We start from the raw sequence: 25,432 nt of genomic DNA, 5'->3' as shown, positions 1-25,432 counted from the left end.
ATGAATAAATTTAACAAGATAATAAAAAGAATATTTGATATAATTTGTTCTGGTTTAGGACTTATAGTATTAAGTTTAGTATTTCTTGTAATTGCACTAAGAATAAAAACAGGTTCTGATGGACCGATATTTTTTAAGCAAATAAGAGTTGGAGAAAAAGGTAAAGAATTTGAAATTCTTAAGTTTAGAACTATGGTTGTAGATGCTGAAAAATTAGGAAGACAAATTACTGTAGGTAATGACAGCAGAATTACTAAAATAGGAGCATTTTTAAGAAAATATAAACTAGATGAACTTCCACAATTAATTAACGTATTTAAGGGAGATATGAGTCTAGTAGGTCCAAGACCGGAAGTACCAAGATATGTTAAGATGTATAATGAAGAGCAAAGAAAGGTTTTGGAAGTTAAACCAGGAATAACAGATTTAGCATCTATTAGATATAGAGATGAAAATGAGCTTCTTGGAAAAGCTGAAAATCCAGATGAATTCTACATAAACACAATTATGCCTGATAAGTTAGCATTAAATGTGGAATATATCAAAAAAAGCAATGTATTTTTTGATATATATATAATAATTCAAACAATAATAAAATGTATTTAATTAGTTTTCACTAATAGCTCAGAAAAATACTTGTAAGATTAAAAAACGTTTTGATTACTTTAAAAATTTTATTTATGTTTATTACATTGTAAATTTAATATAGAAAAATTCAGAATATAAGAAAAGAAGGTTGAGAGATACTATGAAAAAATTAAAGTTTGCCATTATTGGTTGTGGAAGAATTTCTTATAAACATGTTGAAGCTTTAGCAAAGAATATAGAAGAAGCAGAATTAGTTGCAACTTGTGATGTGGTTTTAGAGAAGGCTGAAGCAAAGAAAACAGAATATATAGAAAAGACTGGAGCAGCACAAGATTCTGTTCACACATACACTGACTATAAAGAAATGTTAGAAAAAGAAGAAATAGATGTTGTAACAATAGCAACAGAAAGTGGATATCATGCTGAAATAGCTATTCATTCAATGAATAAGGGAGCAAGTGCACTTGTAGAAAAACCAATGGCTATGTCTATCGATGATGCTAATGAAATGATTAAAGTAGCTAAAGAAAATAATGTTAAGCTTGGAGTTTGTCATCAAAATAGATTCAACAAACCAGTACAAAAACTAAGAGAAGCAGTAGAAGAAAATAAGTTTGGTAAATTAGTTAATGGTACAGCGAGAATACTTTGGAATAGAAATATGGGATACTATGACCAAGCACCTTGGAGAGGAACTTGGGCATTAGATGGTGGTACATTAATGAATCAATGTATACATAATATAGATTTACTTCAATGGATGATGGGTGGAGAAATTGAGAGAGTATATGCAGAATGTGATACTTACTTAAGAGATATTGAAGCAGAAGATTTTGGAGCTATAGTAATAAGATTTAAGAATGGCGCTATTGGAATAGTTGAAGGCTCAGCTTGTGTTTATCCAAAGAATTTAGAAGAAACACTAAGTATATTTGGTGAGACAGGAGCAGTTTCTATTGGTGGTCTTGCAGTAAATGAACTTGAAACTTGGAGATTCGAAGGTGACGATGAAGAAGCAATTAAAAATTCAGTTAATGTTAAAATAGATAATGTTTATGGAGAAGGTCATACACCATTATTTAAAGATGTTATTGATGCTATAAACAATAATAGAGAACCATTAGTATCTGGAGAAGAAGGCAAGAAAGCAATGTCAATAATACTTGCAGCGTATAAATCAAGAAAAACTGGCATGCCAGTACAATTTCCATTCAAAGATTTTAAAACATTAGATATGGCAGAAAACTTTGAAGGAAGAAAGAAATTTAGAAAATAAAATTTCCCTATATAGATATCTAAATCAAGACTTAGATTTAGGTGGTGACTAACCGAAAGAAATGGTGCTGTTTTGTTTCAGTTACTAGAGAAAATGATTGTGGATTTGTAGCATCACAAGTTGTACCCATTCCTGCATGATCCTTAAGCAAGTTAAGGACATGCAAGAATAGAAAAACTTGTGATGAAGAAATCCTATAATTATTTTCTCAATGTAACACTCAACAAAAGAGTACCATTTCTTTCTAGTTTAGAATATATTTTAAAAACATAAATATAGTTTTTTGGTGTCTAGATAGTGTTATTAATTGAAAATTAGGTACATTAAAGAAAATAACAAATCCAAAATTTTATGATTATTTTTCATCAGGCGAAGAAGTAGATTGACTTGTTATTCACAGATAAATCAATATTATAAATTGGAATCGATATATATAAATAAATCATAAACCAGATTTGAATTTAAAAATATATTCAAATCTAGAAAGTAAGTGGATTCTTTTGCGTAGCATTGCATTTAGAATATTGCTATAGGTATTTCTTCAATAAAAGTTGTTCTATTCTTGCTTGTCGCAAGCTTGTCTTGGGAGCATGCAAGAATAGAACAACTTTTACTGTTAGAAATTCATAGTAATATTCTATAGCAATCGAGCAAAAGAATCCACTTACTTTCGGTGAATTACAACATAAGCCGAAGTCATAAGGTATGTATCTATAACTAGAATTCATGTTTGCAATGTTTTGTTTTAAACGTTTAAACTAAAATTGCTTTTAAGGGTAAAAATGTGATAACATAAGTATAGAAAGAATTAAAATCTTTAGGCACATGAAAATAAATAACAGGTCCAAAGTTGCCATGAATATTTTTCAGCAGGCAAGGAGTCAAATTGCCCTTATAATGGACCTATTGGAGCAACTTGCGCATGTAGAATGATGGAAAATGGTTTGGTAAATGAGCTTGTTATTTTTTGAATATGCCTTAATAGAGAGGACGATATAACATGAAAGTAAAAAAGGCTATTATACCAGCAGCAGGTTTAGGAACAAGATTTTTACCAGCAACTAAAGCTCAGCCAAAGGAAATGCTTCCAATAGTTGATAAACCAACAATTCAATATATAATAGAAGAAGCAATTGCCTCTGGGATTGAAGAAATTCTTATTATTACAGGTAGAAACAAAAAGTGTATAGAAGATCATTTTGATAAATCAATAGAATTGGAACTTGAATTAGAGAAGTCAGGAAAATCAGAATTATTAGAGTTAGTAAGAGATATTTCTGACATGGTTGACATACATTATATAAGACAAAAGGAACCAAAGGGCTTAGGACATGCCATTCATTGTGCAAAAACTTTCGTTGGAAATGAACCTTTTGCAGTATTACTAGGTGATGATGTAGTTGATAGTGAAACGCCATGCCTAAAACAGTTAATTAATTGTTTTGAAGAATATAATACTACAATTTTAGGAGTTCAAACAGTACCTGAGGAAAATGTTTCTAAATATGGAATAGTTAATGGAATCCATATAGAAGATAGAGTTTATAAGGTTAAGGACTTAGTTGAAAAACCTTCAATAGAAGAAGCACCAAGTAATGTTGCGATATTGGGCAGATATATTATAACTCCGGAAATTTTTAATATATTAGAAAATACTAAGCCTGGAAAAGGTGGAGAAATACAATTAACAGATGCATTAAAAACATTGATCAGCCAAGAAGCAATGTATGCATATAATTTTGAAGGTAGAAGATATGATGTAGGTGATAAGCTTGGATTTTTACAAGCAACTATAGAATTTGCATTAAAGAAAGATGAATTAAGAGATGAATTTATCAAATATTTAAATACTAAGCCTTGGGAAAAATAAATACAATAAAAAAATTTAGCTATTTTAAAGCTGATTCATAAATAAATAACTTTTAACTTAGATTTATGTGGTAGCAAAACGAAAGAAATTGTGATTTGTCGTTTCAGTTACTAGAGAAAAGGAGTGAGAATTTATAACATCAGAAGTTGCATCCATTCCAGCATGTTCCTTAAAAAAGTTAATGACATGTAAGAATGGAACAACTTCTGCTGAAGAAATTCACACTCCTTTTCTCAATGTAGCACTTCACAAAAGAGCACCATTTCTTTTTAGTATGGAAAATGTTTCAAAATTTAAGTATAGTTCATACGTTGTTTATCTATAAAATTAGCATGTTTTAAGATAGCTTTATTCTTTTATATTCTTAAAATTATGATAAAATAGTTATGTTAATATTAGTGAGATTAAAAGATAAGAAATCTAAATGTTTGTATGGTTTACTTATTCTTTTTTTATGTCAATTATATACAATTGAATTTTGGAGGGTCACAATTCATGAAAATATGTTATTTAGCAGATATAAATAGTGCTCATACTCATAAGTGGTTAAATTATTTTACTAAGAAAGGTTATGATATCCATGTAATATCTTTGGGGAATGGAGAGTATGAGGGAGTTAAAGTTCATTCATTAGATATACAAGATAGCGTTATGAAAAATACTTCAGATAAAAGGAAGTTAGGGTATTTGAAGAAAATAAGAAGAATTAAGGAGTTAGTTAATGAAATAAACCCAGATATACTTCATGCACATTATGCTAGTAGCTATGGATTATTAGGAGCATTAACTAATTATCATCCATATATAATTTCAGTATGGGGATCCGATGTTTATGATTTTCCGATTAAATCGCCTATACACAAATACATAATAAAGAGAAACTTAAAAAAGGCAGATTATATTTTATCAACAAGTAATGTAATGAAGCTTGAAACTGAAAAGTATACAAATAAGAATATAGAAGTAACTCCTTTTGGTGTAGATATTAAAAAATTTGTACCTAACAAAATTGAAAAAGATGAGATTGTTATTGGTACAATAAAAACGCTAGAAGAAAAGTATGGAATTCAATATTTAGTTAAATCATTTAAAGAAATAAAAGATAGAAATAAGGAAGTAAATCTTAAGCTTAGAATTGGTGGAAAGGGAAGCCAGCAGCAGTACTTAAAAAATTTATGTAAAGAACTTGAAATACAAGATGATGTAGCATTTTTAGGATTTGTAAATCCAGATGATGTTATAAAAGAATTTCAAAATTTTGATATTGCAGTATTCCCTTCAACACTAGATAGTGAAAGCTTTGGCGTAGCAGTAGTTGAAGCAGAAGCTTGTGGTACGCCTGTAGTAGTTAGTAATGTTGGTGGACTTATGGAATCAAGCAAACCTAATGTTACTAGCTTAGTGGTTGAAAAGGGTTCTGTGGAAGATTTGGCAGAAAAGATTGATGTTTTAGTTAAGGATAAAGAATTAAGAATAACGATGGGAAAAGCTGCAAGAAAATTTGTAGAAGATAATTATAGTTTAGAAGATAATTTTAATGATGTTGATAAAATTTATAGAAGTATATTAAATAAGGCACATTCCAATAAATAATAAGTTCATTTGCCAGTCTATTTTCCATCACAGGAAGGTCGACTCGCATACTCTCACTGAGTACTCTTTGAGTAAGCGACCATCATCAAATCATAGATGTCCACAGGGAAAGTTCGAAGAGTGAAATATAAAATTTCGATTGTCACCAAATCTATTTGGAAAGGACGCTGACTCATAAATGAGTTAACTAAGTTCAAGAAACCAAATCATAGATTTAGACTTTCACTTATCTGCTCATCGGCAAATTGACTTAATAGGACGGCTATGAGGATAATTCATCTCTTTGCCTCATGAAAAATATCCATAGCAATTTTGGACTGGTTATTTATTTTCATATGTCTAATTAAGTTTTTGATCAAATTAATAATCTGATAATATTTTATAGTCTCTAAAATATAATTAATTTTAGAGACTATTTTTATAAATTTCAATTGATTATAGATTTTAATGTATTGCCATATTTGATATAGAACAATAACACTCATATAATAGTAGTATTAATTATAACTATAGCTTTTATGGAAATAATATTATTATTTAGGGGGAGTTAGATATGGAAACGAATAAGAAATCAGGTGCTAAAGAAATAGTTTTAATGGGACTCATGACTGCTTTGATTTGCATTGCAGGAAGTATAATAAAGATTCCATCGATAGGTGGATTTGTTCATCTTGGTGATTGTATGGTATTTTTATCAGTAGTTATTTTAGGAAAAAAGAAAGGAATAGTTGCAAGTGCATTGGGAATGTTTTTTGTTGATATATTAGGGGGATATTATTTATGGGCTCCATTCACTTTGCTAATTAAGGGAGCAATGGCTTATATTACAGGAACTATCTTAGAAATAATGAGTGAACATAAATCAAATATGAAATATGTAATATCATTTGTAGTTAGTGGAATCTTTATGGTTTTAGCGTATTTTGGAGCAGGAATAATAATGGCAGCATTCTTAACAGAAAAAACAGGATTAATGCAAGGAATGATATATTCAGCTAAAGATATAATTGGGAATATAGTTCAAGTAAGTACTGGGATTATAATAGCTTTACCATTAAGCAATATATTATTAAAAGCAAAGAAGGCTATAGCCTAGAATACAGATTCAAAGTTTGTATATATTAATATATAATTGTATTTAAGAAAATATTTACTGTTTTGTTACAATTGTAATTTTTCTTATTTATAGTACAATCTGTTTTTACATTAATTTATACCATTTATAACTAGAATATATTTAACTAGATTAATAATGATAGAATAAAAAATATAAAATTTTGTATTATATTATTCAAAAAATGTAGTATAATGGAATTGCATCTAAAATTTAAAATAAACAAATGCTATTAAATAATCATAATTTATTATGATTAGAAGGTGGTGGAGATAAATGCGTGATTATGAGAAAATGTATAATGTTTTGAAAGCAGAGTATGAAACATATCAGATGTTTTGTGAAAGACATATACAAGAATTAAATGAAAAAAATATAAAATTAGAAAAAAAAATTGATTCTTTATATAACATAATTGAAATAAGTAAATATATAAATACATTTTTTACAAATGATAATTTGATATCATTAATTAACGATATGATAATTGGAATACTTGGAGTTACATATTCAACTATATTTTTAATACAAAATAATGAATTGATTATTAAAGCTACCAATATTGAAGGAATGCATATAGATTTGATATCTACAGAAATGGTTTATATAAACAAAGAACAAGAGTTTATAATAAATTCCAAAGATCCATTAAAGCAAATAGGGGAGGAAAAAACAGATATACATTCTATTATGGGAGTCCCTATTAAGCTTAGGGATAAGTTTATTGGATATATACTAGTAGAACAAAACATTTATAATTTTATGACAGTAGAATTGAAGGTGTTTTTAAAAACTATTGCTAATCAAATTGCAATTTCTATAGAAAATTCTTTTTTGTATAGGGAATTAGAGAAAATAACTCAAGTGGATTCGTTACTTGGAATATATAATAGAAAGTATTTCTTTGAGTTTTTAGAGAAAAAGTTATGCAAAGAAAATAAGTTTTCTATAGTTATGATAGATATAGATGATTTTAAGAAAGTAAATGATACTTATGGTCATCAATTTGGCGATAAAATACTAATTAATACGGCAAATGTTGTTAGTAATTGGCTTGATAAAGATGACATTATTGCAAGATATGGTGGAGAAGAATTAATAGTATATCTTTCCGATTTTAGTGATGAATATAGTGTTTATGATAAAGTAGAAGTAATAAGACGTTCTGTTGAACAGAGTAAAGTTAGCTTAAATGGACAAGAAAAATCTGTAACAGCGAGCTTTGGAATTTCTTTTTTTCCTTTAGATGGAAGTAATATCAATGATTTAATAAAGATAGCTGATGATTTGTTGTACAAGTCTAAAAAAAGCGGTAAAAATAAAGTTTTAAGTACGCATATGTTAAAATAAAAATAGTATCAATATTTAAAAGCAAACTTATTTATATATAATAAGAGTGCTTTTTTGTTATATGTAAAAAAATAAGTTATTTATGGTTATGTTTTATAAATAATATATTAATGAGGTGAACTATGGATAATAAAAAATTATTATCTTTAATAAAGAAAGATGAAGGAACCAAATTAGATTTTAAATTAAAATTAGATTTAACAACTGAAAATGGAAAGAAAGAGTTAACTAAAGATGTATGTGCCATAGGTAACTCAAGTGGTGGTCGTGGATATATAATTGTTGGTATTCAAGATAAGACTAAAAAGATTATAGGAATAAAGAATGAAGATATGTTTAAGGAGGAACAAGTTCAACAAATAGTTACTACAAGATGTGAACCACCGATTCCATTAGAAGTGGAATTTATTGATATAGATAATAAAAAAATAGGGGTAATAACAATTTATGATGGTGAGCAAAAGCCTTATCAAGTTAGAGAGAATGGAGCTTTTTATATAAGAAGAGGTTCAACTACAGATACAATGAGAAAGCAGGAATTAATAGCATTATTTGAAGAAAACTTGAGTTTGACCATTGAAACATGTCCTATAATAAGAAGTAGAATTGATATGTTAAATATGGAGTTGGTTAATAGTTATTTTAAAAAAAAGGGAATTACAGTTACTGAAGAAAATAGAGAATTTTTATTAGTTAGTTCAGGAATAGCATTTGAGGAGAAAGAGGGAGTACCGCTCAAATGCACTTATGGAGGATTACTTGTATTTTCAGATAAAAACTCTATATGTATTCCTAATAATATGATTAAAATTATTAATAAAATGAATAATATTTATGGAGAAGTTCATATAATTCAAGGAAATCTCCTTTCTATGGTTGATAAAGCTGAAAAAAAGATATTAGAAATTTTACCAGAAAGATATCCAGCATATGCTGTTATTGAAGCTATAAAAAATGCAGTATTGTATAGAGAATATTTTGATTTAAATAGGATAATTGAAATAGATATTGATAAAAATAATATTGTAATTTCAAGTCCTGGTGAATTTATAGACCAAAATATAAAAGGTGAGAAGATTAATTATAATAAAAGGAATATTTGGTTGTATGAAAAACTCATTACATTAGATGAAAAGAAAAGATTTTTAAATAATGGAAGAGGTTTTATGAGAATAAAAAATGCATTTAAGAACAAAGGAAAAGTCAAATTTATTAATTCTAGAATAGAGCATAGTTTTAAAGTTATATTGCCTACTATTAATTTTAGATAAAGTTTCTATAGATAAACAACTTAGAGTTATGTAATAACTTACCGAAAGTAAGGGAACTATTTTATTCGGTTGCTAGATAATTTGGATGTGGATTTCTACCAGCAAAAGTTGCACATATTCCAGCATGCTCCTCAACCAAGTTGAGGACAAGCAGAAATGGAACAACTTCTGATGAAGAAATACCTACAGCCAAATTATTAACGCAACACTACGTAAAATAGTTCCCTTACTTTCTAGTATGGAATACATTTCAAAGTTTAAATCTAGTTCGTAGTTTGTTTATCTATAGGATATTGTGATTAGATAAAATGTTAAAGCTAGAAAATTAATATAAATAAAATATTAATTGGTTATTGTTTATATAATTTTTGGTATGAAATGGACTTTTAATATCCTCATTGAGATTAAAACTTATGAAATTTAAAAATCTATGATATTTCTAAAATCTTAACCAATGTATATGTATTTTTGTAGGCTGTGATAAAGTTTATTTTACACAACAAGCTATAGAAGAAATGACTATTAACATATTGATTTACTATATGTAAAATTTTGTTTGATTCCTTGTTTGATGAAAAATAATCATGGCATTTTGGACTTGTTGTTTTCTTTCATGTGCGTAAAATTGAAAAAATATTGCCATAACATATGTATTGTTGCCAAAATTCATGGTTGAGGATATACTATAATAAGTGATTCCAACTTGTGGAGAAATAAATGTGTGTAGAATATTTATCTATAAATGTAATACATTATTATATTACATAAGTAAGGAAAATTTGAGGAGGTAGTTTATAATGGCAAGTGTATTAGATGAGCTATTAGAGAGAGGATACATAAAACAATTCACTCATGAAGAAGAAACAAGAAAATTATTAGAAAATGAAAAAATAACTTTTTATATAGGATTTGACCCTACAGCAGATAGTTTACATGTGGGACACTTTATAGCTATGATGTTTATGGCTCATATGCAAAGAGCTGGACATAGACCAATAGCTTTAATTGGTGGTGGAACAGCTATGGTTGGAGATCCAAGTGGTAAGACTGATATGAGAAAGATGCTTACAAAAGAGGATATCCAACACAATGTTGATTCAATTAAGAAGCAAATGGAAAGATTTATAGATTTCTCAGATGGTAAGGCAATATTAGCTAATAATGCTGATTGGCTATTAAATCTTAATTATGTTGATTTCTTAAGAGAAGTAGGAGTTCATTTCTCAGTAAATAGAATGTTAACAGCTGAATGTTTTAAGCAAAGATTAGAAAAGGGATTATCATTCTTAGAATTTAACTATATGTTAATGCAAGGATATGATTTCTATGAATTAAATCAAAAATACAATTGTAAGATGCAATTAGGTGGCGATGATCAATGGTCTAATATGATAGCAGGAGTTGAGCTTGTAAGAAGAAAAGCTCAAGGTGAAGCTATGGCTATGACTTGTACTTTATTGACTAACAGCCAAGGCCAAAAGATGGGTAAGACTGTTGGTGGAGCATTATGGCTTGATGCTAAAAAGACTTCACCATATGATTTCTATCAATATTGGAGAAATGTTGATGATGCAGATGTTGAAAAGTGTTTAGCATTGTTAACATTCTTACCAATGGATGAAGTAAGAAGACTTGGTGCTTTAGAAGGTGCAGAAATCAATCAAGCTAAGAAGGTTCTTGCGTTTGAAATAACTAAGCTTGTTCATGGAGAAGAAGAAGCTAAAAAAGCTGAAGAAGCAGCCAATGCTTTATTTAGTGGTGGAGCAGATATGTCAAATGTTCCAACTGTAACAATAAGCAAAGAAGAAATTGGATTACCTATTTTAGATATTATGGCAAGTACTAAGATTGTACCATCTAAAAAAGAAGGTAGAAGATTAATTGAACAAGGCGGATTGTCAATTAATGGAGACAAAGTGGAAGACGTTAAGAGACTTTTAACTGAAGAAGACTTTGTAGATGGATCAGTATTAATTAAAAGAGGTAAAAAGAATTATAATAAGATTGAAGTTAAATAACTTATAATTATTATCAATTGAGTATAATAAGGGCTTTCAGTAATGAGAGTCCTTTTACTATGTTTAATTAAGGCACAGGAAAGAAAATAATTTTGGCAGATGTACTTGTTATTTTTTTAATGTGTTCAATTCAATTTTCTATGAGATTAAACTATAATTTATCTAGTTTTCAGTTTATAATTGTGGTAAATTATAAATATAATTATTATGGATTAACAAGTGTTGAAATTAGATTTATAAATACATATTAACAAGGTTATAAAAAATGTAAGATGATATTGAAATTGAATGATATAGCAAAATATATAAATATATAACATATTTAGGTTAATTTGTGTATTTTTGACACGATACTTATAGTATAAACTTAGTAGGGGAGAAATAATATGCCGGGAATTTGGAACGTAAATAGCGGATATAATATAAATACTAAAAAAGTTTCTAGCAAGTTAACTTTTGAGTCAGGGGAACGTTTTGCAGGCAGAGTAATTTCAAAAGGTGATGGTAAAGATGTTACCATAAAGTTAGCGGATGGATGGCAATTTATTGCTGAACTTGAGGGAAATGTAGATTTAAGTGATATAAAACTAGTAAAATTTCAAGTAGATGGATTTGAAGGCGGAAAACTAAAATTAAAATTAGTGAATGAAAATACAGATGATACAGTAGTTGAGGATGAAAATCTTAAGGACTTAATTCAAAAGGAAGGACTTTCTAAGGAAGATATTAATGTTCTGAAGAAGATGATTACTCATAATATTTCACTAACAAGAGAAAATATTAATGAAATTAAGGGATTAATAAAATTTAACGAAAAAATTTCTGTTAATCCTAAAGAAATAGATGCGTTCATTGAAAAATATCTTCAAAGTAAAGGAATATCATCAGATAGTGGTGAGGGGCAGGCTGTAAAAGAACTATTGAGTAAATTTTTAGGTGAATTTAAAAAATTAAGCTCAGAGGATATATTAGCATTTGTTGAAAATAATTTAGATTTTTCAGAAGAGAACATAAATAGTTTCAATAACCTATTTAAAGGAGATTCATCAATAGAAGATTTACTTAAGAAAATAAATGATTCAATAAAGGAACTAGATATTCCTAAAAACAATTCATCTGTTAATGTTCAAAATAAAATTGCAGAGCAATTGGTAAACAAGCCAATTGAAAATGCTAAAAATGCAATGGATAATATTAATTCAGCGCTAGCAACAAAAATATATAATGAAAATGATTTAACTAATAATAAGATAAATATATTAGATGTATTAAAAACATTAGCTGCAAATAACGATAGTGAAACAGAATCAGTGCAAGAAAGTAAATTTAATGAATCACAACTTTCAAAATCATTAATTGAAAAATTAAATGATAAAGAATTGATACAATCAATTAAAGATACGATAGGAGACAGATTATCAAATACAGAAGTTCCTAAAACACAAGCAGCAAGCCTTATAGAATCAACTAATAAAATTAAAGTAGAAGAATTATTATCTAAATCAGAAGGAAAAGAAGTTAAGCTTACAACTAATGAGTTTAGACAGTTTATAGATTTAATAAATAAACCTGAAGTTGATGAAATTTCTAAAAGAAGCCTAGCAAGTGAAAAAAGTAATATTGAACCTAAGCCTTTAACAAGCACTGGGACCGATCAAAATATACAAGTTATTAAAGACTCTGCTTCAAAGACACAATTAAATGGTTTATTTGGAGAGCATTTAGATTCTAAAGAATTAATAAAATCTGAAATCAAAAATAAAATTGAAGATGTAAGAGATATAGTGAAAAACTTAATTAGTCAGACAGAATCAAAAGAAGCTGGTTATGATAAAGTAATGAATTTAATAAAATCAAACATAAATGATATTAAGGTATTTAATTCTATTAGTGATGAGTATTACTATTTGAATTTTCCTGTAACATTACAGAGTATAGAATATCCTTGCCAGTTAATCATAAAGGATAATAGAAAAGATGGTAAAAAAATAGATTCAACAAACGCTAAAATGGTTATAAGTGTTAAAACAATAAAGCTGGGAGATGTTGATGGCTATTTAACTATGAAAGAAAATAGAATTGATGTTAAATTGAAGTGCGATGATGAATTCACATATGTGCTAAATAATAATAAGTCAAAATTGGTAGAGGGTCTATCAACATTGGGCTTATACGTAAATGTAAGTGTAGAATCTAAAGATAAACCAGCTAATATAGTAAATTGTAGAAATTTCTTTAACGATATTACTATTTCAGCTATTGATACTAAGGTGTAATTACTATTAATAATCAATACAATAAGTATTTGAAGTCAAATTTTTAGTTGTAATTTATTAATATTTTTATGTAATATTAATAAATTACATAGTTATATTATTATTAATATTGTTATTTTTATTTGAAGTATTTAATTATAGATAAGTAAGGAGTATGCAGTTTATGAATCAAAGGAAAAAGGCAGCGGCATTAAAATATGAATATAATAGTGATGCCCCAATTGTTACAGCAGCTGGGATGGGGCATATTGCTGATAATATAATAGCGAAAGCAACGCAGAATGATGTGCCTATAGTTTACAATAAAGAATTAACTAATTTGCTTTGTAATGTAGATGTTGGAAACGAAATTCCTACAGAATTATATGAAGCAGTGGCACATGTAATAGCGTTTCTGACAGATTTAGATAAAAAAAGATAAAACAGAAAGGTGATAAATCATGGCACTTTATACTATTTCAGATTTGCACTTAGGATTTAATGTTGAGAAACCAATGGATATATTTGGAGATAAGTGGAAAAATCATTCTGAAAAAATAAGAGAAAATTGGATTAATAAAATAACAGATGAAGATATGATACTTATAGCTGGAGATATTTCTTGGTCATTAAAGGAACAGGATAGCAAATATGATTTAGATTGGATAAATGAATTACCAGGCAAAAAAATCATAAGCAAAGGAAATCATGATTATTGGTGGGGAAGCATTTCTAAGCTGAATGCTATGTATGAAAACACAAAGTTTCTTCAAAATAATTTTTATGTTTATGAAGATTATGCTATATGTGGAACTAGGGGATGGATGTGCCCAGGAGGAGATAAATATACAGCTAAAGATGAAAAGATATATAGTAGAGAACAGATAAGATTAAGGCTTTCTTTGGAAGCAGCTAAGAAAAAAGGATTTGAAAAAATTATAGTTATGCTTCATTATCCTCCAACTAATGAGAAATTTGAAGAATCTGAATTTACAAAGATTATTAAAGAATATGCTGTTGAAAAAGTAATATATGGTCATTTGCATGGTCCTGTATTGTTAGGAAATGTATTGAATGGCTATTTAGACGGAATTGAGTACATATTATCATCAGCAGATTATATTGATTTTAATCCAAGAAGAATATTATGATAGTTGTAATCTTAAGTTGAATAAAACTTTGAACAAAAATGTTAATTTCTGTTCAAAGTTTTATTTTTTGATTTAAGGTGTAATTAGGATAAAAGATTAATAATGAAAGCTTTTAAATGTTCTAATCAAACATTTAAAAACAAAAAAATGTTTAAGTTTTAAATAATTGTAAATACTATAACCATTGGTATGACAATGTTTTCAGATTTGAGAAAATAAAAGAAGAGATAATTTGAGTAAATATGAGAAAATAGGAGTAAATTAAATATATATAGTAATAAATCTGCATATTTAATAAATAACAGGTTAAATATAGTATTGCAAGAAAATAATAACAATATATAATAAATATATAAACAAAAACAAACAAAAAAGAAAATAAACGAACATAGAGCGGAAGTGATGAGGAGGTTAAGTAAACGATTTAAAAACAAAATTAAAATTAAAGATTTTAGCATATTAAATTAACTTTTAAGTTGCAATGGACATGCTATATATATGAAGATTAAATAGAAAAATTAATATAGAAAAACATTTTGAAGAAGTAAAAAACTAAAATATTACATATTTATATCACATATTAGCATTATATGATCAGTGATATTGATGTAAGGATGGAGGTAAAAATGCTAAAAGAAGAAAGACAAAAAATTATAGTAGATACGGTAAATCAATTAGGAATAATTAGAGTTTCAGATTTAACAGAAAAATTGGAAGCGACAGAAATGACTTTAAGAAGGGATCTTAAATACCTAGAGGAGCAAGGATTTCTTGTAAGAATTCATGGAGGCGCTAGAAGTAAGGATAATATAAAATTTGAAGAATTATCACTAAATGAAAAAAGGAATATAAATATAGATAGAAAAATTGAAGTCGCTAAAATAGCAGCGAGTTTAATAAAAGAAAATGATATCGTATATATAGGTCCTGGAACAACTAATGAATATATATATGACTATATTAAGGTTTCATATGCAAAAATAATAACTAATTCTCTTAATATTCTAGATAAGTTCAAAGATGATAGTAGATTTGAAGTAATACTTATCGGTGGTAAATTAAGAATGAAAACAAGTACATTGGTAGGAAGCTTTACCAATAAAGCTTTAAGCAAAATTAGGGTTAAATCAGCATTCATAGGAACTAATGGAATATCAGAAGATAATGTTATGACATCTAATGAAGATGAAGGCGTATGTCAAAGTATAATCATGAATAATGCAATAGGCAGATATGTTGTTTGTGACTCAACAAAAATTGAAAAAGAAGATTTTTATACATTATATAAGTTAGAAGATGTTACAGCATTAGTAACAGATTCTAAATTAGATGGTAATTTAAAAAGTAAATATTCAAAGTACTGTAAAATAATTGATCGAATTGAGGAGGAATAATTGTGAAAGTTTTAATTGGAGCAGACAGATCAGGTTCAGGTTTAAAGGAACATTTAAAGGAATTCCTACAAGAGAAGGGATATGAAGTCATTGATAAAACACAAGATACTGTTGATTTAGTAGATGCGGCAGATAGAGTTTGTAAAGGTATTCTGACTAAAGAAGGAGATAGGGGAATTCTTATTGATGAATATGGAGCAGGATCATTTATGGCAGCTAATAAGCATAAAGGAATTATTTGTGCAGAAGTGTCAGATGAACATTCAGCTTATATGACTAGAAGTCATAATAATACATCAATTATAGCAATGGGATCTGGAATTGTTGGACCTAAATTAGCAGAAGCATTAGCAGAATCGTATTTACAATCTGAATATGCTGGTGGAAGACATCAAATAAGAGTAGATATGTTAAATAAAATGTTATAGGGGTATAGAGGAGGAAGAAAAAAATGAAAATTGCAGTTGCATGTGACCATATTGTTACAGATAGAAAAATACACATAGTAGAATATCTAACAGAAAAAGGACATGAAGTAATAGACTGTGGAACTTATGATCATGTAAGAACACATTATGCTATATTTGGAAAGAAAGCTGCTGAAAAGGTGGTATCAGGTGAAGCAGATTTAGGAGTAGTTCTTTGTGGTACTGGAGTTGGAATAACAGGCTCAACAGCTAAAGTAGTAGGAACAAGACCAGCATTAGTAAGAGATGTATCGACAGCTATATATGCTAAAAAGCATTTGAATGCTAATATAATCGGATTTGGTGGAAGAATTACAGGTGTTGGATTAATGGAAAATATAATAGATGCTTTTTTAGAAACAAAATTTGAACCAACAGAAGAGGATAAAAAAATTATAGCTAAGATTGATGCAATAGCAACTCAAAAAGAAGATCAATTTGGAAATAATCATTTCTTTGATGAATTTTTAGAAAAATGGGATAGAGGAGAATATCACGATTAATAAATAAATTTAAAAATAGTGGCAATAAGAAAGGGTGTAAGAAAATGACTAGAGAAGAATTAGAATTAACAACAATTGAAATAGTAGCTTTTGCAGGAGATGCAAGATCAAAATATTTGGGAGCATTAGAAGCTGCCAATAAGGGAGATTTTAATAAAGCAGAAGAATTAATAGAAGAAGGTAATGAATGCATACAAGAAGCTCATAAAACTCAAACTAGCATGATTCAAGCTGAAGCGGCTGGAGAAAAAATTGATGTTGGATTTTTAGTGGTACATGCCCAAGATCATTTGATGACAGTAATGTTATTAAGAGATCTTGTAAAAAACTTTATCAACTTATATAAGAAATGTAATTAAGGAATAATCGTAAAGATAACAAGTCTATCTGGCAGTATATTTTTAATAAGAGGAAGTTCGACTTGCATACAATTACTGAGTGCTCTCTGAGTAAGCAATCATCATCAAATCATAGATGCATACATGGAAAGTTAAAAGAGCGAAATATAAAATTTATATTCTCACTTTTGAGATATCTGCTTAAGCGATTCACATCAAATCAGTTTTATGCGAGGTTAACTGATAAATGAGTTAACTAAGTTCAAGAAACGAAATCTTAGATTTGGACTTTCAATTATCTGCTAATCGGAAGATTGGATTAATAGTCACACTATGAGTTTAATCTACCTCCTTTTCTGATGAAAAATATTCATGGCAGATTGGATTTGTTATTTTATATCATGTTCCTAACTAGAATTAAGGAGGAATTAAAATGGAAAAATTAATTAAATCGATCGATAAGATGAGACCGGCCTTCGAAAAAATTTCAAACAATCCTTATTTAAGAGCAATTAGAGATGGATTTATAAGTTGTATACCGGTTATTCTCTTTTCAAGTATATTTATATTAGTAGCTTGTGTGCCTAATATATTCAATTATTTCTGGTCTGACAATGTTAATAACATGCTTTGGAAAGCATACAATTATTCAATGGGAATATTAGCAATGTTAATGGTAGCAACAATTGCTAAAAGTTTATCAGATAATTTTAATACGAAATTACCTAAACTAAGACAAATCAATCCAGTATCAGTTATGATCGTATCTATTATTTCTTTCCTATTAATAAGTACAGATTCTATAGAGGGTGGATTTGCTAATGCTTATATGGGTACAAAAGGTCTATTAACAGCCTTTGTAGTAGCATTTATAGTACCAAACATATATAAAGTATGTGTTAAGAACAATGTAACAATTAAAATGCCAGATGAAGTACCACACAATATATCACAAACTTTTGCAGATTTAATTCCTTTAGCACTTTCTGTATTATTCTTCTGGTTATTTGATATAGGATTCAGAAATTTCATTGGAATGTCTTTCAGTGCATGGATTTTAGAAGTATTTAAACCTTTATTCTCAGCAGCAGATGGATATTTAGGATTGGCTTTAATATTTGGAGCTATGGCAATGTTTTGGTTTGTTGGTATTCATGGACCTTCTATAGTAGAACCTGCAGTAACAGCTATATATATTGCGAATGTAGATGCCAACTTAAAATTATTCCAATCAGGTCAACATGCATCATTTGCATTAACTCACGGAACTTCATATTTCGTTGCAACACTTGGAGGAACTGGTGCAACTTTAATGTTTACAGCTATGTGTGCTTTCATGGCTAAATCAAAACAATTAAAAGCAGTTGGTAGAACTTCCATTGTTCCAGTATTATTTGCAGTAAATGAACCAATATTATTTGGTGCTCCAGTTGTATTAAATCCAATACTTTTTGTACCTTTCATTTGTACACCAATACTTAATGTATGGATCTTTAAATTTTTCATCGACAATTTAGGAATGAACGGATTTATTTATACTTTACCATGGACAACACCAGGTACATTAGGTTTAATTCTAGGAACAGGATTTGCTAAATTATCATTTATATTAGCACCATTATTACTATTAGTTGATTTTGTAATGTATTATCCATTCTTTAAAGTTTATGATAAAGAATTAATTATTCAAGAAGCTGAAAGAGTTGGAGAAGAAATTGATGAAATAACAACAGAAGCAGTTGAAGAAGCAGCGATTGCAGAAACTCCTGTTAAAGAAGAAATTAAGATAGAAAATAAAAATAATACAAACAAAGAATTAGCAGTTTTAGTGCTTTGCGCAAGTGGAGCTACAAGCAGTATGCTTGCAAATGCTATAACAAAAGGAGCAAAACAAAATGGTGTAAATTTAGAATCAATAGCTATGGCTTATGGACAACATAAAGAGAAAATAACAGATTTTGATTTAATTGTACTAGCACCTCAAATGGCATCTATGTATGAAGAGTTAAAGAATGATTGTGATGCTAAAGGTACTAAATCAGCAACAACTTCAGGTAGAGAATATGTAAAATTAACTAGAGATCCAGAAGCAGCATTAAAATTTGCATTAGATTTAATAAATAAATAATTATAGAACATAAGAAAAGATAAGATAGGTATAGAAAGGAAAGATTGCAATGAATAAATTTGAAAACGATTTTATATTTGGCGGAGCAACAGCAGCATTTCAAGTTGAAGGAGCTGCGAAGGAAGATGGAAGAGGACCATGTTGTTGGGATGAATATTTAGATAGACCTGAAAGCACATTTAATGGAGATGTAGCAAGTGATTTCTATCATAAATATAAAGAAGATCTTGAATTATCAAATAAGTTTGGCATAAATGGTATAAGGATTTCTATTTCATGGAGCAGAGTAATTCCAGATGGTGTTGGAGAAGTAAATCCTAAAGGAATTAAATTCTATAATGATCTTATTGATGAATGTTTAAAAAATAATGTAGAACCGTTTGTAACTTTACATCATTTTGATACACCATTATCTTTATTTAAAGATGGAGACTGGTTAAATAGAAAGACTATAGATCATTTTATAAACTTTGCAAAGGTTTGCTTTGAGAACTTTGGGGATAGAGTTAGTAAGTGGGCAACTTTTAATGAACCATGGTCTGTTGCACAAAATGGTTATATAATAGGTAATTTCCCACCAAGTATAAAATATGATATACCAAAAGCTGTACAAACTATGCACAATATGATGGTAGCTCATGCAAAAACAATTGAACTATATAAGAGCATGAATTTAAAAGGGGAAATTGGAATAGTTCATACTCTTGAAGGAAAATGTCCAATAACTGATTTAGAAGAAGATAAAAGAGCAGCTTATTTAGATGACACATTGGCAAATAAATTTATGCTTGATGCATGTTTCAAAGGAGAATATTCAGAAGAAACCTTAGAAACAGTAAATACTATACTATCTAAAAATAATGGAAGTTTTACAATCTATGATGGAGATTTAGATGTTATTAAAAGTGCAGCTAGTAAAATTGATTTCTTAGGAATGAATTATTATTCTAGTCATTTCTTAAAAGCATATGAAGGAGAAAGTAAAATTCATCATAATGGGACAGGAGAAAAAGGTACAAGCATCTTTGCTCTTAAAGGAATAGGAGCACGTGTTAGCAATCCAGAAGTTGAAACAACAGATTGGGATTGGCCAATTTATCCACAAGGTCTTTATGATATGTTAACTAGAATTAAAAGAGATTATCCAAACTACAAAAAGATATATATAGCAGAAAACGGAATGGGATATAAAGATGATTTTGTTGATGGAAAGATAGATGATACTCCACGTATTGAGTATATTAAAAAACATTTCAACTATATCTTAAAAGCCATAAGTGAAGGTGTTGTTGTTAAAGGTTATTATGTATGGTCTTTAATCGATGTATTATCTTGGTCTAATGGATACAATAAACGTTATGGTTTATTCTATGTAGATTTTAATAATCAAAATAGATATGCAAAAAAGAGTGCTTATTGGATGAAAAAAGTTGCAGAAACAAAACAATTAGTCGATCCAAGTGAAATAGAATATTAAGGAGTGTGAATTATAATGATATTATCAACAAGAGAAATGCTTTTAAAAGCACAAAAAGAAGGGTATGCAGTCCCTGCATTTAATATACACAATCTTGAAACATTACAAGTTGTTGCTGAAACTGCAATGGAGATGAGATCACCGGTAATTATTGCCGGTACTCCATCAACAATAGAGGATTATGCAGGACCAGATTATGTAAAGGCTATGGCAGAAGTAGCAGCAAGTAAATATGATGTTCCAATAGCTATTCATTTAGATCATTTTGAAGATGTACAAGCAATAAAAAAGGATATAGATATAGGATTTAGATCATGCATGATTGATGCTTCAAAGAAACCTTTTGAAGAAAATATATCAATTGTAAAAGATATTGTTGAATATGCTCATGAATATGATGCTGTTGTTGAAGCTGAACTTGGAAAACTTGGTGGAAGAGAAGATGATTTAGTTGTTGACGACAAGGATGCAATGTATACAAATCCAGATGATGCTGTTGAATTTGTAGACAAGACAGGGGTGGATTCATTAGCTATAGCAATAGGTACAGCTCACGGATTGTACAAAGGTGAACCAAAGCTTGATTTTGAAAGATTAAAAGAAATAAGAAGCAAGGTCAATGTACCATTAGTATTGCATGGAGCTTCAGATGTACCAGATGAATTGGTTCAAAAAGCAATTTCACTTGGAATATGTAAAGTTAATGTAGCTACAGATTTAAAGATTCCATTTTCAGATGCAGTAAAAGAATATTTTAAAGAAAATCCTAAAGCAAATGATCCAAGAAAATATATGACACCAGGAAAAGAAGCTATGAAGAAGATAGTAGAGCATAAGATTAATGTATGTGGAAGTGCTAATAGATATTAAAAAGTAAATTTATATTATAAAGATATAGCATAAATAGAGCTAAAAAGCCGGTATGCTAAAAAAATCTTAGGAATAGATATACTAAACCTAAGATAATATAAAAATAAAGTAAAATAAAAAATATACAGATTTATTGTACGACATAAAAATAGAAATTACAATTACAACGCAAATATTAGTTATAATCAAAAAAATATATAGATATCCAAATCAAGACTTAGAGTTATGCAATGGCTAATCGAAATAAATGCATAACCTCTATTTCTACTTTTGGATATATATTCAAAGCATAATTGTACTTCTTATGTTTGGTTTATTATTTTTTGCGGAGTGATGATCTAAAAGTGAAAAGTAAAATTTTATATTTAGTTAGAAGAACTGTTTCTGTAATATTTAACTTCAATCATTCATCATTAGTTAAAAGTAGTACAGCTACTTAAAGGAGGAGGAAGAGAGTTATGATATTAGTTATAAATCTTAATGCATCTATAGACAAGAGATATGAAATGGAAAACATAGAAAAAGGAACAGTAATGAGAGCAAAGAGTGTTGAAAACACACCTGGAGGAAAAGGTTTGCATGTGGCTAATGTGGCTACTATATTAAAGGAAGAGTGTATAGTTACTGGTTTACTAGGTGGTAAGAGTGGCGAATTTATAGAAGAAAAACTTAAATGTTATGGAATAAAACAAGATTTTGTAAAAATAAAAGGAGAAACAAGAGAATGTTTAGCCTTTATTACAGATGATCTTGTACAGACAGAAATACTTGAACCAGGTCCAGAAGTTAGTGAAAAAGAACAGCAAATTTTTATAGATAAATATAAAGAATTTATTAAGGATTCGGATGTAATAGTAGCTTCAGGAAGTGTTCCACGAAATGTGCCAAAAGATTTTTATAGAAATCTAATAGAATTAGCTAATGCTAAAGGAAAAAAGTTTTTATTAGATACTAGTGGAGAGCTATTAAAAGAAGGAATTAAAGGTAAGCCATATTTTATTAAACCTAATAGAGATGAAATTGAAGCATTAACAGGAAGAAAAATTACTAGTATAGGTGATGCTGTTAATGAAATAAAGGAATTTCAAAAGCGAGGAATTAAATTTGTAGCAATATCTTTAGGAGAACAAGGGTCTATAGCAGGATGTGAAGGTAAGTTCTATAAGGTGACAGTTCCTAAAGTTAAGGCTGTTAATCCAGTAGGGTCAGGAGATTCATATGTTGCAGGAATAGCTGTATCAATTAAGAGAGGATATGATGTAATTGATACATTAAAATATGCATCAGCTTGTGGTACAGCAAATGCTGTTGAAAAGGAGACTGGATGTGTAAAAGAAGAGATAGTAAACCAATTTTTTAATGATATAGTAGTTGAAGGAATTTAAAGCATTAAGTATTTATATATAAATTAAAAAATAATTATTAAATTCATTATTGAGGGGGAAAATTTATGTTTAAAAGAAGTATTAAAGCAATTCTATTAGGATTTATGTGTACGACTATTACTTTAGGGCTTGGTTTTACTGCTGCTCCAACTACTGTGCAAGCTGCTACAACTTTTGCAAAGGGTGCTGATATTGGCTGGCTAAATCAATTAGAAGATAAGGGTATAAAATGGCAAAATGATAAAGGTGTTCAGCAGGATGCACTTCAAATTCTAAAAGATCATGGAATAAATGCTGTAAGATTAAGAGTATTTGTAAATCCACCATCTAATTATCAATGGACTAAAAAGGATGGAACAACATGTTTTTTAGGATATTCTGATACAAATGCTGCTGTTTATATGGCACAACGTGCAAAAAAGCTAGGAATGAAAGTAATGATTGATTTTCACTACAGTGATCATTTTGCAGATCCAGCTTATCAAGATAAGCCTGCACAATGGGCAAACGATTCTTTTGATCAATTAAAAAACGATGTATATAGTCATACACATTATGTTATGTCTGCTTTAGCAAATGCAGGTATATATCCTGACTGGGTACAGGTTGGTAATGAAACTAATACAGGAATGCTATGGCCTGATGGAAGTAATTATAACTATAATAAATGGGCTCAATTAATTAATAGTGGATATGATGCAGTTAAGTCAGTAAGTTCGTCTTCAAAAGTTATTATTCATTTAGCTAGTGGTGCTAATAATAGCTTATACAGAGGTGTTTTTGATGGACTTAAATCTGCTGGTGCAAAATATGATGTAATAGGAATGTCTTATTATCCATATTGGGATGGTGTTGATTACACTAAAAATATAAATTCGTTAGCTTACAATTTAAATGATATGGCATCACGCTATAATAAGGAAGTTATGATTTGCGAAGTAGGTGGACCTCAAAATAATCCTACTCAAACATATAATATAATTAAGGCAGCAATAAATAAGGTACAATCTGTTCCGAATGGAAAAGGTATAGGTGTATTTTATTGGGAGCCAGAAGCTAATTCAAGCGTTCTTCCAGATTCATACCCATTAGGAGCATGTAATAAAGTTTCGGAAAATACATTAAAATTTACAAGTGCCATAGATGCATTTAAATAAAATATTATCATAGTTTTAATCAAGAAAATAATAGATCGATATGTTTTTCATATTTGGTCTATTATTTTTCTTGTGTTTTTTTAGATTGATTTTATATTTAATAGTGAAGAGGTTTGTTATATAATTAAGGTAATAAGGCACATTCAAAAAAATGATCATGATATTTTGAGCTTTATATTTTTTTCGTGTGCCAAAATATCTAGAAGAGGTGAGATAGTTATGAATAAAGGTTTGCTGGATCCAAAAGTAGATTTTGTATTTAAAAATATATTTTGATCTGAGAAAAATCCTGAAATATTAATATCATTTCTAAATGCTACATTGAAACCTAATAATAAAATAACAAGTGTTAAAATAAAAGGAACTGATATAGCGAAGCAATTTATAGAAGATAAATATTCTAGATTAGATGTAAAAGCAACGACAAGTAATAATGAAATAATTAATATAGAAATACAGCTTAAAAATGAACATAATATGATAAAAAGAAGCATGTATTATTTAAGTAAAATGTATGAAGAGCAGCTAGGAGAAGGGAAGGATTACTCAAAGCTTGGGCGAAAGGTTTGTATAAACATTTTAAATTTCAAGTATTTAAAAACTCAACGATTTCATACTGCATATAGACTGAAAGAGATAGAAACTAATGAGGAATTGACAGATATTATAGAAATGCATTTTATTGAAATCCCTAAATTAGAAGAAAATAGTGATGAAAAAGATTTGTTGGTAGCCTGGACAGAATTTCTAAAAGATCCAGAAAGTGAAAAAGTACGAAGTCTTGAAATGACAGTAGAGGAGATAAGGAGAGCTAAAGATCAACTTATAAGAATGAGTAATGATACTCAGCAAAGAGAGATTTACGAAATGAGAGCTAAAATATTAAAGGATAAGGTAAGTGCACTCAATAAAGCCAAAGAAGAAGGAAGAGAAGAAGGAGAAAAGAAAAAAGCTTTTGAGATAGCTAAAAATTTATTAGATGTTTTAGATAATGAAACTATAGCAGTCAAAACAGGATTAACTATAGGCGAAATAGTAAAGTTAAGAGAAAAATAATGATATGGATATGGTGGTTATAAGTTTTCTAACTTATCGATATTGGTAAAGAATTTACTAAATAGTTTAAGGGCAAAATATAATCCTATGAATGTTGTCAACAGAGTTTGGTTGTCATTGAAGAATCCTATAAGTAAACCATGAACTAGATTTAAACTTTGAAATATATTA

General features: G+C 28.6%; 20 protein-coding genes and 1 pseudogene. All 21 read left to right on the top strand.

From position 1 onward, the window contains the following. The 21 genes and pseudogenes from CLSA_RS19850 to CLSA_RS19750 all read left to right on the top strand — a co-directional run bounded on the left by CLSA_RS19850 (position 1) and on the right by CLSA_RS19750 (position 25,261). Positions 1-606, top strand: a complete 606-nt coding sequence (locus CLSA_RS19850) for a sugar transferase (RefSeq protein ID WP_022749859.1) — start codon at positions 1-3, stop codon at positions 604-606. 142 nt (positions 607-748) lie between these two features. Continuing rightward, complete coding sequence (locus tag CLSA_RS19845) at positions 749-1,864, top strand: Gfo/Idh/MocA family protein (protein ID WP_022749855.1); 1,116 nt, start codon at positions 749-751, stop codon at positions 1,862-1,864. Between the two features lie 1,000 nt (positions 1,865-2,864). Beyond that, on the top strand, positions 2,865-3,734 hold the full coding sequence (galU, locus tag CLSA_RS19840) for a UTP--glucose-1-phosphate uridylyltransferase GalU (RefSeq protein ID WP_022749851.1): 870 nt from the start codon (positions 2,865-2,867) through the stop codon (positions 3,732-3,734). Positions 3,735-4,229: 495 nt separating this feature from the next. Further along, entirely contained in the window at positions 4,230-5,327 is a 1,098-nt protein-coding gene (locus CLSA_RS19835) for a glycosyltransferase family 4 protein (RefSeq protein WP_022749847.1), read from the top strand. Between the two features lie 553 nt (positions 5,328-5,880). Next, positions 5,881-6,423: an ECF transporter S component gene (locus CLSA_RS19830; protein ID WP_022749843.1), complete on the top strand. Its 543-nt coding sequence runs from the start codon at positions 5,881-5,883 to the stop codon at positions 6,421-6,423. 294 nt (positions 6,424-6,717) lie between these two features. Next, a complete protein-coding gene (locus tag CLSA_RS19825; RefSeq protein WP_022749838.1) occupies positions 6,718-7,791 on the top strand; it encodes a sensor domain-containing diguanylate cyclase in 1,074 nt (357 codons plus the stop codon). A gap of 122 nt (positions 7,792-7,913) precedes the next feature. After that, complete coding sequence (locus CLSA_RS19820) at positions 7,914-9,062, top strand: AlbA family DNA-binding domain-containing protein (protein WP_022749834.1); 1,149 nt, start codon at positions 7,914-7,916, stop codon at positions 9,060-9,062. A gap of 797 nt (positions 9,063-9,859) precedes the next feature. Continuing rightward, a complete protein-coding gene (gene tyrS, locus CLSA_RS19815; RefSeq protein ID WP_022749829.1) occupies positions 9,860-11,080 on the top strand; it encodes a tyrosine--tRNA ligase in 1,221 nt (406 codons plus the stop codon). Between the two features lie 386 nt (positions 11,081-11,466). Beyond that, positions 11,467-13,356, top strand: coding sequence for a hypothetical protein (locus tag CLSA_RS19810; protein WP_022749823.1), 1,890 nt, complete (start codon positions 11,467-11,469; stop codon positions 13,354-13,356). Positions 13,357-13,519: 163 nt separating this feature from the next. After that, positions 13,520-13,777, top strand: a complete 258-nt coding sequence (locus tag CLSA_RS19805; protein ID WP_022749818.1) for an EscU/YscU/HrcU family type III secretion system export apparatus switch protein — start codon at positions 13,520-13,522, stop codon at positions 13,775-13,777. A 19-nt stretch (positions 13,778-13,796) separates the two neighbouring features. Beyond that, positions 13,797-14,486 carry a metallophosphoesterase gene (locus tag CLSA_RS19800; protein ID WP_022749815.1) on the top strand — a complete coding sequence of 230 codons (690 nt, stop codon included), beginning with the start codon at positions 13,797-13,799 and terminating at the stop codon, positions 14,484-14,486. Between the two features lie 626 nt (positions 14,487-15,112). Beyond that, positions 15,113-15,880 (top strand): DeoR/GlpR family DNA-binding transcription regulator, encoded by a 768-nt coding sequence (locus CLSA_RS19795; protein ID WP_022749814.1) that lies wholly within the window; start codon positions 15,113-15,115, stop codon positions 15,878-15,880. Positions 15,881-15,882: 2 nt separating this feature from the next. After that, positions 15,883-16,308, top strand: a complete 426-nt coding sequence (gene lacA, locus CLSA_RS19790) for a galactose-6-phosphate isomerase subunit LacA (RefSeq protein ID WP_022749813.1) — start codon at positions 15,883-15,885, stop codon at positions 16,306-16,308. A gap of 23 nt (positions 16,309-16,331) precedes the next feature. After that, complete coding sequence (gene lacB, locus CLSA_RS19785; RefSeq protein WP_022749812.1) at positions 16,332-16,850, top strand: galactose-6-phosphate isomerase subunit LacB; 519 nt, start codon at positions 16,332-16,334, stop codon at positions 16,848-16,850. Positions 16,851-16,894: 44 nt separating this feature from the next. After that, positions 16,895-17,209: a PTS sugar transporter subunit IIA gene (locus CLSA_RS19780; RefSeq protein WP_022749809.1), complete on the top strand. Its 315-nt coding sequence runs from the start codon at positions 16,895-16,897 to the stop codon at positions 17,207-17,209. Positions 17,210-17,621: 412 nt separating this feature from the next. After that, positions 17,622-19,316, top strand: coding sequence for a PTS lactose transporter subunit IIBC (locus CLSA_RS19775; RefSeq protein WP_022749806.1), 1,695 nt, complete (start codon positions 17,622-17,624; stop codon positions 19,314-19,316). Positions 19,317-19,365: 49 nt separating this feature from the next. After that, on the top strand, positions 19,366-20,793 hold the full coding sequence (gene lacG / locus CLSA_RS19770; RefSeq protein WP_022749803.1) for a 6-phospho-beta-galactosidase: 1,428 nt from the start codon (positions 19,366-19,368) through the stop codon (positions 20,791-20,793). Positions 20,794-20,808: 15 nt separating this feature from the next. Continuing rightward, positions 20,809-21,663: a tagatose bisphosphate family class II aldolase gene (locus CLSA_RS19765; RefSeq protein ID WP_022749800.1), complete on the top strand. Its 855-nt coding sequence runs from the start codon at positions 20,809-20,811 to the stop codon at positions 21,661-21,663. A gap of 458 nt (positions 21,664-22,121) precedes the next feature. Next, complete coding sequence (locus CLSA_RS19760; RefSeq protein ID WP_022749797.1) at positions 22,122-23,048, top strand: 1-phosphofructokinase family hexose kinase; 927 nt, start codon at positions 22,122-22,124, stop codon at positions 23,046-23,048. Between the two features lie 65 nt (positions 23,049-23,113). Beyond that, positions 23,114-24,205 carry a glycoside hydrolase family 53 protein gene (locus CLSA_RS19755; RefSeq protein WP_022749794.1) on the top strand — a complete coding sequence of 364 codons (1,092 nt, stop codon included), beginning with the start codon at positions 23,114-23,116 and terminating at the stop codon, positions 24,203-24,205. Positions 24,206-24,424: 219 nt separating this feature from the next. Then, a pseudogene (locus CLSA_RS19750) lies at positions 24,425-25,261 on the top strand (Rpn family recombination-promoting nuclease/putative transposase). Positions 25,262-25,432: the final 171 nt, after the last annotated feature.

This window comes from Clostridium saccharobutylicum DSM 13864 (genome assembly GCF_000473995.1).
GTDB classification, from domain to species: Bacteria; Bacillota; Clostridia; order Clostridiales; family Clostridiaceae; genus Clostridium; species Clostridium saccharobutylicum.
The sequence above is the reverse complement of the archived record's forward strand: the minus strand, read 5'-3'. Positions and strand labels throughout refer to the sequence as shown.